4 protein-coding genes and 1 pseudogene are annotated in these 12817 nt (G+C 44.0%); all 5 read right to left on the bottom strand.

All coding sequences use genetic code 11. The annotated features are described in order from the left end of the window. On the bottom strand, positions 1-8215 hold an 8215-nt coding region (locus AOC28_RS10980; protein WP_072584021.1), incomplete at its 3' end, for a filamentous hemagglutinin N-terminal domain-containing protein. A 95-nt stretch (positions 8216-8310) separates the two neighbouring features. After that, entirely contained in the window at positions 8311-10041 is a 1731-nt protein-coding gene (locus AOC28_RS10975; RefSeq protein WP_072584020.1) for a ShlB/FhaC/HecB family hemolysin secretion/activation protein, read from the bottom strand. Between the two features lie 185 nt (positions 10042-10226). Then, positions 10227-10523, bottom strand: coding sequence for a helix-turn-helix transcriptional regulator (locus AOC28_RS10970; protein WP_072584019.1), 297 nt, complete (start codon positions 10521-10523; stop codon positions 10227-10229). Positions 10524-10588: 65 nt separating this feature from the next. Next, the gene (locus AOC28_RS11645) at positions 10589-10729 is read right to left on the bottom strand and encodes an ATP-binding protein (protein ID WP_348534741.1); all 141 of its coding nucleotides are present in this window, start codon (positions 10727-10729) and stop codon (positions 10589-10591) included. Between the two features lie 308 nt (positions 10730-11037). Next, positions 11038-12817, bottom strand: a pseudogene (locus AOC28_RS10960) (hypothetical protein); the annotation flags it as partial.

Genomic DNA, 12817 nt, shown 5'->3' with positions numbered 1-12817 from the left:
CCCTGCTGATGACGATACCGCCATTGTTATAAGCAATCGAGTAATTACCTATTCCAACACCAGTTGCACCAGAAAGATTATCTGTATAGGTACCAGCGTGAGTTTGTGAAACTAGACCAAGAACGCCGGTTACGGTGTCATTGCCCAATAATCCAAGTTTTGTATAGGTGTTTGTACGCAGCGTGTTATCAAATACAAAGCTGCCTGTACCACCTGTAATCGTTAATGGTGCCGGCGTAATAGTTACTGAGCCACCACCGTTGCCGGCTAAAACAATATTGGGAGTAACTTGATTGGTGCTGGTGTTAGCCAGATTAGAGCTGATCACGACGTAGTCACCTGCATTAGGACCTAATAATGCAGTGCCATTATTGATGATAGTTTGCGCACCTACCCCCGCCCCTGACAAAGTGAGGCTAGTTGTCCCATTCACAACTGTTCCGCCGATAACACCAGTGAGTACTGTGGAATTTGGTACAGCAGTACCGCCAGAATACATAGAAGAATTTGTCGGAGTTGCAATGGCAACTAGTTCAGCAGGAGTAATGGTAATTCCGTGAGGAATGTAGGTAATAGCGTAGTTAGTCAAACCAGAGCCTACCGCACTCATTGCAGTGGGAGATCCGTCTGTGTAAGCCCCTACATGCAATCCTGCACCCAGCCCCGTAACACTCGTAACACTATCAGTGCCCTGTAGTTGCGATGCACCGACGGTATAAGTATTGGTACGCGTTGTATTGTTAAATGTATAAGTGGCGGTGCCGCCAGTAATTGTGAGCGGTGCTTTGTTAACCGTTAGCGTACTAGGGACAACGGTGACGTTGTAGTTAGAAAATCCAGTGCCAACTGATCCGAGGAGATCATATGTTGAAGCATTAATTGCCCCAATAGCAGTTCCAGAATAAGTAACGCCACCAAGACCTGCTAATGTTTGACCGTTCATCAGGCCTGTTGGCACCGCTGTTGCACCTGCAGCAGTAAACGCAGCTGCATCATATGTTTTGGTAACTGGATTAATCGCTATGGTTAAGTTAGCTTGATTAATAACGGCAGTATTCACAATGGTTTGAACCGCAGTAAATTGCCCATTTGAAGTTGCAGTACCGCTGTTTGTATTGCTGATTGCGCCTACATAAGTGCCAACGTTAGTTGTAGCGGTAGCGGTAGTGGTTGGGTTAATAGTAATTTCACCTCCGCCAACAATGCCATCGGTATAAACATTGCTAGTTCCAGTCTTAAGAGCTAGGTTACGCAAAGTATTACCAGTACTGGTTACATAAGATACCGATTCAATCGAACCAGGAACCACTGTTCCATAGGTACTTGTGGTTAGATTCATCTTAATCAGCACTGTTCCAGCCGGAGTAATAGTAAATACTCCGGGGACATAACTAATGGCGTAGTTGGCCAAACTGGTGGCCCCAGTTGGGGTGGCATTAATAGCATAAGGGCCTCCTACTACCGTCTCACCAGCTGCTCGTCCCACATTGTATGTAAAGCCAAGGCTAACTGCAGTATCACTTCCTTGCAGACCTGTTAGTTGAGCAGTTAAGCCGGGATCAGCTTGAGTGACTATCTTACCGTTATTGTCGGCAGTCACCACCAACGCAGCCTTCTGAATAGTTAATACTGGGGCATTGGCAGTAGGCGTGTAATTGCCGGCATCAACTCCAGTAGTTGCATAGCTTGCTGTATATGAACCTGCGTTTTTAGCGCTTGGCGTCCCTGAAACTACGACATTATCTCCGGCAAATAAACCCGTCACGGACGGAGCCGCTAACGATTGAGCTGCTCCGTTATAAGTCGTTGTTACAGATGCTCCTGTAATAGTTAAAGGTGCTGGCGTAATGTTGGCGGTTATCGTTGTGGTAGTGCCACCTGAAAGTTGATAGTTCCCTGCCCCTGTTCCGCTAATACTAATCCCAGAAATCAGCACGGTTTTTCCATCTGCAACATTCTTATCTGAGAAGGTGCCGGTTAATGTAGCTGTATTAACCACAACAATTCCAGGACCATTATCAGCAGGTAAAACACCCGAATAAGAAACGTTACCCACATTTAATGTTGCCGCCGTAGTAGCTTCATACCGCTTGTTATTCGCGGTAATACCGCTAATAGTAATGATGGCTGGTGTAATTTTTAGGTAGCCATTTGTCAGAGTGGTTACGTAATCAGAAGCTGAACCTGTTGTGAATGCAACGCTTAAATTATCATTAATAGTGCTAACATTTTTTGCGCTAGCCTTGCCTGAAACTGCAATGACATCATTAGTCTGCAAACCCGTTGCTGTATAGGTGTTTACTTTGGTTGTAGCATCATAGGAAGACGTGGATTGCGCCCCCACAATGTTCAAAGCTGCAGGTCTAATTCTCAAGCTTCCATTAGTAATGGTGAGGTTGTAATTAGATAAATTAAAGCCTGTAGCGCTTAAGTTATCGGCAATTGCACCCTGCGCAACATGGGTCGCTACCGCATAGCCAGTAACACCTGCTGCAATAATATCGTTGCCCACCAACCCAGTAAATACTGCTCCAGTATTATTTTGAGCGCTTGAGTTGTAAGTCAGGGTATTCACCTGCCCTACTAGGGTTGCATTTACTTTGCTAATGTTCAAACCACCATTGATGTAGGTAATGTTGTAGTTCGATAAGCCTAATCCAGTAGCACTGCTCAACGAACTTGTATAAGTGCCTGCATCAGTTCCAGTAGCGGCGCCCGATACACCTGTGACTGAATCAGTTGAACCTAGCAAACCATTGGTAGTAAACGACCCGGTTTGAGCGCTCCCAGTGTATGCAGAGTTCGTTGTTGTAGATGTTATTGTTAAATTTGCTTTGCCAATTGTTAGGGCACCATTCACATAAACAATATTGTAGTTAGACAATCCAGACCCGGTAGCTCTGCTCAATGAATCATTGAAGGTTCCTGCGTTGGTTCCCGTAGCAACACCCTGAACGCTATTGGCAGCATCGGTTCCCAGCAAACCAGAAACGGTATAAGAGGCGTTAGTTTGTGAAGTGGCGTTATAGGTAGTCGTTCTATTGCCACCAGTAATAGTCAAGGTAGCAGGGCTTACAGTAACGACACCCGTAACATAGACGATTGAGTAATTTGATAAACCTGATCCGGTTGCTAGTGAGGCCGAATCAGTATAAGAGCCAACTTGCGCAATACTTGATCCAGATAAAGTAGTCCCACCAGAACTAAGGGCACGAGTAACACCTGCCACTGCATCACCGGTAGACACTCCGCCAATACTGGTAACTAATCCTGAAACAGAAACTGATGAACCAAGCAACGCACTATAGGTAGAAGTACCGTTATAGACACTTGTTCCGCCCGGCGCGGTTATTGTCAGCGCTTTGCGGGTAATGGTATAGCTATTTTGATTAGCTGCCGGCGTGACAGTCACCGCACCATAGGAAGATAAGATGGCGCCAGTAGTAGATAAATCTGTTAAAGATTGAACTAGATTGGAATTACCGCCAGCCCCAAGGTTTGCGGCAAATCTTAATGAGGCAAGCACTTGTGAAGTAGTAGGCACTACCACCCCAAATCCTGCTCCACCCCCGCCAGCCGATGTAACTGTGACATTAGTTGGATTGGTAATCCAATTCGTAGCCGTAGTGCCGTTGTAAGCAGTGCCATATTCCTGCTGATAGACGCCAACAGTAATTGTGATGGGAGTACCGCCACTAAGAATATTGCGGTAATTAACAGTATTTACTGTGGCGACATCCACTGAGCCCATAACGCCACCAATATTTCCGTATGAAACATTGCTTGAAGTTGAGGCATTTGATGAATCAATTCCCACCTTAGCTGCAACAAAGTCAGATGAAGTACTAGGGGTTCCGGCGATAGATTGGGGTTGTGACGTAGATAGCGCAATTACTCCACCGCCAGTATTAGCCAATGTACCAAGAGCAGTGATTGAACCATTAGTTGTTGTACCGGCGGCAACTCCTAGTCCACCAGTAATGCTTATGCCGCCTGATCCAGAATCAGAAACGTTGCCCGTTCCGGCATTACCTGTTGAAGAGATAACTACACCATTTGCACCAGTATTAGAAATGGCGCCAAGCACAGATACCGCACCAGCAGTTCCACCCGCTGAGGATGAACCGGAACCAATAACGCTAATGCCACCAGCCGAGGTGATGGTGCTTGTAGATGTTAAATTAATCGATGTTGCTGTATCACTTTTTGCTGTCAAACTTACAGGACCGACGGTTGCAGTTATAGCGGCAGTATCGTTAATGCCAACACCTGTTACAGAGGCAATAGCATTAATCGTTACGCCAGTAGAGCCAGCCAATGCGCCAGCAGTCACGGCACCAGTAATTGTTACACCATTTGCATTTGCAATAGTTGCTGTAGCGTCAGAACCATTGGTATTGTCTATGTTGACATACCCAGAGACTGAAATTGCGCCGGTGCCATCAATAATCCTTGCACCATTAGACTTTTGTACTAAATTAACTGCAGTGCTACCACCCGAGGCTGCAGTTACCACACCGTAATTCACAATTGAACCTTTATTGGTTGCACTTGTTGAATCATACGTAATTGAACTGGCAACGCCCGTATTGTTCGCAGCTGCATAAATAGTGTTGAAGGCAACATACATCGGCGCATTTAACGATGTAAATTTAATATCGCCACCGCTAGCATTATTGCTTACAGAACCAAAACCCGTATTGGTGCTGTAGGTCGACGCAGCATCAGTACCAAGTACTAGCGCATATCCTCCGCCTTCTGCGTTAGGAAGTGCTGAACCAAGGAATGAAACCGCTGTCCCACCACTCGCATAGTTAGAACCAGAATTGATAACATAACTCGTACCTAAAGAATAGATTCCATAATAAAGAGTATTGGTGTCAACTACTGAGTTAGATGAGTAACCAGCGATATTGATTTGATTACCCGTAATAGTCATATTGCGAGTGCTAGCGCCGTTATTAAAGAAAGTGCCCATGTAGTTAGCGCTTGCACCTGATACGCCGGTAGGTCGTACTTTCCCGGTGATATTAACCACTCCAGAAGTGCTGTTAATTGTGATTGCGCTATTGGTATAGACGCCGCTAATATAACCACTAGTGATTGGCGTAAAGGTTTGGGTGCCAGTTACATTGATGTCTTGAGTAGCCTCAAGATTGCCCTCAACCCAAACGCCAAATCCACCAAGCGTAGTGCTCGCATAGCCATTAGCACCTTTCAGAGTAATATTTTTTGCAGTAATTGAATCGCTGTTTCTCACGCCAGACTGACCATCAGTAGCGACTGCGTTGGCGTTGTACCCGGGCTTGATAGTGCCAGCATAAGTCTGGCCATTTAGCTCCGTAATGAAGCCGCTAGTTGTGCCACCTACCGCATAAGTGTTATCAAAGGTCACATCACCCGTAACATTAATCGCGGCAGTAGTGATTGTGCTTGTTTTGGTAGTTTGAATTAAGCCACCAGCAGATTTTGCAATGATGTTAACGGCTGAAGTTCCGGTAGCGGTAATGCCGCCAGAAAGCAAAATTCGTTGCTTAGAGCCGGACGTATTGTCAAAAGTTAATGTAGCTGCAGTTCCAGAGCTATTGGCAAACGTTAAGGCAGCAGATTGGGTAATCGTACCGTTAGTAATGATATTGACAGACGTACCAGCATTAATAGCGGTCTGAATATCGGTATTTTTAATATTAGTTGCCCCCGCAAGCGCCAATGCAGAAGCAAGTGTTGCTCCAGTTCCACTCGATGCGGTAGTGGTAATAGTTACGCTAGTCGGATCTAATAACCATTCAGAAGCCTTAACAGCATTGTTTTCAGTAGCGAATAAAGTGCCTGATGTCTCCACCCTGTTGGCAATCAATGTGGAATTACTAACTGCAGTGAGAGCTGAAAGTCCGCCCGAAGAGTAGCCTTCACGGCCTATGACAATCATGCCATTCGTTGCTGAGATGCTGGAATCATTAATTTGGATTTGGTCACCGAAAACGACGATGTTGCCGTTTGGTGAGTTGATGCCTGTTTGGCCATCAATATTGATGTTGTTGCTGGTGATGCTGTGATTTGAATCTGCTGCGCTTGCTACTGCTGCGTTTACAAAGTTAGTTAGTGCTGGGGGTGCAGTGGCTGGCGGCGCAAGAATGGTGCCATTCCCCAAGTTATTTACTTGGCCTAAATTAATCACCCCACCCTGACTTAATCCTTCAGAGCTAATGAGTGCTGCAATTACATCCGTTTGGGTTTTTCCAACGATCGTAATATTGCCGCCATTTACTGATTTTCCAACCGAATCAATAATGCCGTTAATTGTTGTTTTACCGGCTGTAGAAACAATACTGATTGCTCCACCATTTTGACCATTAGTGGAAATATAGCTATTTGCGTTAACAGTAATTTCGTCAGTTGCCAGAATATTTATTAAGCCGCCGTTACTGGTGTAGATATTGTTATCTGCATTTAATCCATTTTGACCATTGCGGCGATTATTTCCGATGGTCGTATTTACAGAATTTAAATTATTTGAATTGGTGTTATTTGAACTATTGCCATTGGAATTAATATTGCCAAGAATATTAATAATTGCACCAGCTAAATAAATATTGGAATTAGATCCGCCATTCGTATTAATGGAGCCATTTACATTAATAGCTTGAGCTACGGCATAAACTGAACCTGCGGTGATATTGCTATCGATATCAATTTGACCGCCAGTAGCAATCAAGCTCAATGAAGTGGCTGTATTGCCAGAATAAATATCGGCACCAGCCATGATCCTTATCAATGGAGATTGACTATTGCTACACACTCCAAATGCGCAAGAACTTCCAGTCGCATCCAAGGTGACGTTAGTCGTATTAAGAGCGTTGCTAATCACTGATGCTGCTGTGCTATCGATGATTAAGGTCATCGGATCTACAGTCCATTGACCAGTTTTACCTTTAGGCGCGCTGGTATCGACCTTTGTAGAGCTTGCAATTGATACGTTGCCCTTAGAGCTGGTTTCAATAAAACCGCCATTACCACCTTGCGCCCCACCCTTTGCTGATAGTGTGCCAGCCACCATGGTTGATAACTTGGACCAGATATTGATCGTGCCACCATTACCGCTTTGTGTTGCAGATGCGTCCACAGTTGCATTAGCTTGTAAGCTAACTGTGTTTGCTAAATTGTTGTTATCAATAGCGTTTTGTACTGATTGAGTGCCTGCGTTGTTCACGCCGATGTTGATATTGCCACCGGCAGTTGCACCAGTAGCAGTTGTTTTTGATCCGCCGGCCAAAGTAATTTTATTACCCTTGAGGCTAATACTTCCACCGGCCGCTTGTGCAGAATTGGATTCAATCACACCACTTTGCTCGATTGTGTCGGCAGTCAATGAGATTTTTCCACCAGAAGTATTAATGTCAGATGCAGAAATCGTACCTGTATTTTTAATTAATGAGCCCATGAGATTTTGAGCAGCATTTGCACCAATAATTACCTGGCCATTACCTACATTAATTAATAATTTATTAGAAATTAATGCATTAACTACTGAAGCATCTACTGAAACACTAACAAATTGGCTTCCGGAGAATTGCAAAGTAACTTTTTGACCTGCAACTAATGCAACTGCATTGTTGCCACTCATTGATGCAGTAATAACGCCTGTATTAATTACTTGGGGGGCCATTAATGCAATATAGCTATTAATATTATTGCCAGTGATATTGCCTTTATTAATAACTTTACCGGTAGTACCACCCTCGTAAGTCTGAATATCCTTACCATCCATAAATTCTTTGGCAGAGGTATTCATCGTAGTGGCAACCATGCCTCCCACATTTACTTGAGCACCCTTCCCAAATACGATTCCGTTGTTATTAATAAATATAACTTGGCCATTGGCATTGACTGCGCCATTGATCATCGATTTGGATGCACTATTAACGTAATTTAGAGTTGCAGCTTGAGCGTTAGGCTGATTGAAGTTCACAGTTGCCTTTGAACCGACATCAAAACTGCTCCAATTAATCACAGCTCTTTGGCTGGACTGATTAATGTTCATTGTATTGCCCGCCTGGGCAATAGCTGCTGTGCCAGCAACAACCTTGCCTCCCGTTGGCAAAGCATTCGGCGCAGGTGCAGCTGCCATGGCTTGCTGGGCAAAACCAGCAATAGCTAAAGCCGCTAATAGCTTAGCGGCTTTGAACTGTGGAGAAGGCGATCTTTGTTTTTTCAAAAGAGTAATTTATCTACGAGCTGATGAATTTATTACTTTCTTGTGCAATTGAACATTAGCTCTTCAGCTAGCAAATCAAGTTATTTTTTGTTTCATTAAAAAAAGATTGTGCCTTTAATCCAACCCTGCACTGTTCTATACATATTGTCTGTATTTAACTGTTGGCCACTTTGTGTATAGAGTGGATTATTGCCAACGCGCCATGCCAATGAACCAGAGATCTGAACTTTTTCGTACTGATACTTTGCTGATAATCCAGTTGCATACAAAGAATAGGTATTGTTTGCATTAGTTTGACCTTGCCAGTTGCTATAGGTTGTGATGTATTGCTGAATCAAGCCTGCATCAAAAAATACCCCGACCTGCAAGTCTTGAATCAGGGTGTGATTAACCTCCACCGAAGCAACCGCTCCTTGAGCACCGCCACCTTGCGCCACTGGATAGGCACGAACACCATATGGACCCCCTAAATAGAGCTGCTCTGCACTATTGAGATTCTTATTGGCTAATTGGCCATAAATTGAGGCAACTAAATTAGTTTTATTCACTGCCAAGGGCTGCGTAATCCAGCCATTGAAGGCTAATTTTCCAAATGAACCGCTAGTGGCAGCTCCCTGCGCATCATTATTTGCCTGGTTTATATTATTAATTGATAAAGACCCTACTGTCGCCGTTGCGCCCCAACTAACATAGGCTGAGCCAAGATAATTCGTACCATTGATGCCCGCACTTAGGTTATTAATTTGATAATTACTACTCTCAACGCCGTTCGTCTGATTGTTATAGTTCTTATTTTCAAAGTTCACGGTAACGTTTTTACTAGACCTTGCAGTTCTTTCCAAAGCATAGTTTGAGTAAATACCGTAGGTTTGAGCCGTGCCTTGAGAAATTGTGGGTGAATAACTGCTTAAGCTTTTGTAATCTAAAGCGCTTACACCTGCTGATACCCTCCAACCATCGTAACCAACCGGCAGTCCGTACTTAAATTGTCCAAAGACTGATCCTTGTGAGCCAATTACATCCAAAGTAGCTTGATCCCCAATGCCGCTCGGGTTATTTAAACTCAAGCTAGCAATTGCTTGGGCTGGACCGGTGTTAGCAGATCCATAGTTAGAGAGGTCTACCCTGCCTGCAAACAAACCGGTGTCTTTTGCATTCACCAAAATATTGGTTGCACCTTCCTTTTCGCTTTGACCCAACTCACCACTGACTTCGTTGCCAGAGATTTCATTCAAGATGGCTAAGCTACGCTCCAAACCCTTCAAATCCATAAAATCACCTGGCGCATTGCTACTGGTGATGAATTTTTGTATTGCCTCGGATTTAAGACGACTAGGCGCGGAGTTATCAAGCTCAATAATGACATCGCCAACCCTGCCTTCAATAATTTTGATCTCAATAAGGCCGTTAACTACATCTTGCGGTGGAATAACGGCCTGCGCCATTCTTCCAATCTGACCATATAGATTCGTTACCGCTTCACCCGCCTCTTTAATTTGGTCGAGCGTTAGTTGGCGACCAGTAAACGGCTTAAGGACTTCTTGCGCTTGCTCTTGTGTAATCAATGTAATTCCAGAGACTTTAAAAGCCTTTACATCAATAGCTTTAGTGCCAGACTGTGGTCGTACTGGTTTCACGGGCTTTTTAATCAGGTCTTCCGGAGCTACTGTTGGACGATCACGGTCTACCTCTCGTTGTAGCTGTTGTTGCAATGCCCCTGCATCAGGACCAGCCTGCGCATAAACTGATGAAGAAAAAAAAGTACCTAATACCGCCAAATAAATTAGCGAGAATTTTGAGCTTGTAATGTGAACTTGGTAAGGCACGAGAAAATTCCTAAGAGGTTGCCCCCCTAAGGGTGATTGGCATTAAAAATGTCTCATAAATTTAGTGGTTTCAAATATTGAATGCTATTAGCTCTAAAGATAGCTGCCTTAGAGCTAATATAGAAAAACCACTTTAAGTTTTCACCCAAAGTGGTTAGCCCGTAGGATCGGGTAAGACGAAATAATTATTTTTTTCTTAAAAAGACTGGAATAAAAACTTCATCGTTTTTAGCATTTATTGTTGCCATCCCCGTATTGTCCAACGCAACATCTAGAGCTTTCGCATATACCTCAGCATTAGTTAAGGCATCTTCAAGCACTTGTCTAAATCCCAATAATTCGCCGTTTTCAATGCGCACTAATTCAGAAACACTCATTCCACACAATCTAGCAACCGCAGGCAAAGTTAGGCCTCGCCCTTCACGCTCACTGCGAAGGCGTCTGCCAATTTGCTTAAAGGATTGTATTTCTGCTAAGTTCATAAGACCCCGAACGAATAGGTCTCTATAGTCTTCCTCATGAAGACTGGGGTCAATTAGCTCATCGGCTAATTAAGAGGCAATTCAATAACAAGCTTAGCTCCGCCTCCAACTGCGTCCTCATAATGGATCGAGCCACTATATCTAGTAACAATATGCTTACAGAGCCATAACCCCAATCCCATGCCGGTTTCCTTAGTAGTGCTCAATAATGAACTGCTGTCAATTTAGGTCCACTACCAAAGAGAGTTTTTCTATAGTAAATCATTGCAGCAACATAGGTTGATTCTGTAATAGTTGGGGTACTTGGGTTTGGGGTGCTGGTGGTTTGTAACCCAATGCACTATGCGGCCATTAAAAGTCTAGGGGTTTTGACTTTGAATACCGCCGCCCTAGCGCTGTTTATACAAAAGGCAAATCATGCACCTTTTTAGGGCAATAGCACACCCTAACATTCACTTCAGTAGGCGCGCCCTTTTAAAGTTGCCGGAAATTTACTTAACTGTACCGGGTTTTCTTATGGCGAACTGCAATCAACAATATCAGAATCATCTGAATCGCAATCTGACCCAACAGATTTAATGGCTTTCTTTTTACCATCTAGAACAAGCTCCACATTATCTGGCGAACTTACGGTAACCCCAGAACGTGATGAATAAGCTATGCTGATCTGCGCTTCATCTGCAAAGCGACTTATTACATCCCTAAGAGCGCCACCATCCAGATTGGAGCTGTATGAAGTCTTGAAGTTTGATATGACAGCAGACGGAGCTCCGAGTGCGGCATTTTGTGTAAAGCCTGAAGCCCAGATACCAAGATTTGTTTGGCTATTAATCACTAGATTTGGATTAAATAAGGCCCCAGCCAATTGCGGTGGCAACAAGAATGAGACCGATGCAGTGGGATCATAAACAGAGAAAGTGATCGGCTGACTTCCATTGAGAACGGGAATACTGTTCGAGTGGAATACCTGATTTGAATACGTAGTCACATTCCCGGCGAGATTAATTTGGCCAACATAATTCGCTAAATCAGGATTATTAGTATTGTTCAGAGCGGCAATAGTTTGTACATTTAAGCTATACAAAGGAATAGTCGTACTCACCGAATCGTTGAAGTTAATGATTGGCATGGTGGATGCAGCCAACGCACTTGTTGCGTTAGCAGCAATTGCAGCCACCAATAAGGTGTGTGTGTAATCTGTCACATCATTTACTGTGCCATTAAAGGTTACCGTTGGATCTTGGGATACCAAAGTACGGATATAGCGCGGATCATTATTGAGGTAACTGATCGCGCTAGTCACACCATTTGCCACATACTCAAAATACTGCTTATGTGAAGCGTACAAGAAGCCGATGACTAAAGGCTTGCCAATATAAGTACCATCACCAATTGAGGCAGCGCCGTTGTACGTTTGTTTATCACCAGTCAAAATATCTGCCAAGATAAAGATGCGTGAACCAGTAGCCGTGAGTTTATTGGGTCTTGCAATCGAACCGACGCTATCACCAAATGTTACTTGGGCAGTGCCAGCATTAATCTCAATCGATTGAATCTTTCCTACTGTTGCATCCAAAGTACCAGTAATCGTGATATTGCTATTTACAGTCTGTAGGGTTGTCAGATTATCGACTGATGGTGCCAGCTTGATGTTGCCGTAAGACTGTGCACCAGCAGTATAGATATCGCTGGTTAATGTGACACTTCCTGCAATATTCAAACTCGATAGCGTAATGCCATCAACGATACCAAACGAGCCGCCATTGGACTGCACTTGATTGCCACTTAAGGCACCTACTGATCCAATAATGAGTGATGCACCAGAATCAATTTGGGTTCCGCCAGCCTGTGTATTTGTACCGGTTAAGGTAATAGGGCCCGTACCAGAAATTACCATCGTGCCCGTACCACTCATATTATGCGCAAAGGTACCAGACATAGACTGATTAAAGCTAAAGCCGCCGTTATTGACAACATCGCCTGGGATAGATTGCACACCAGCAATTAAAGTAGCGCCTTGATTAACAGTGGTAGGTCCGCTATAAGTATTAATGCCAGTCAGTGTTTGAGTGCCACCAGCAATCGTGAGACCACCCGTTCCACTCAATACACCTGAGAAGGTATCGCCTGCGTTGGTAATAACCAATGAATTTGGAGCAATAGATCCCGAGATGACTGAACCAGAACCGCCAAGGCTCTGAATCGGAACATTACCTGAAATTGCACTGAGGTCGAGAACCCCATTAACTACTACTGACGATGAATTTGCAATAGAAGCGTTCGCAGTTAATTTC

Source organism: Polynucleobacter sp. MWH-Adler-W8, assembly GCF_001889925.1.
In the GTDB taxonomy this organism is placed as follows: domain Bacteria; phylum Pseudomonadota; class Gammaproteobacteria; order Burkholderiales; family Burkholderiaceae; genus Polynucleobacter.
This window is presented reverse-complemented; position numbering and strand designations above follow the sequence as displayed.

Excerpts from the sequence above, each read along its gene's own strand:
- AOC28_RS10970 (WP_072584019.1), bottom strand. The coding sequence starts at position 10,523 with ATGAACTTAGCAGAAATACAATCCTTTAAGCAAATTGGCAGACGCCTT.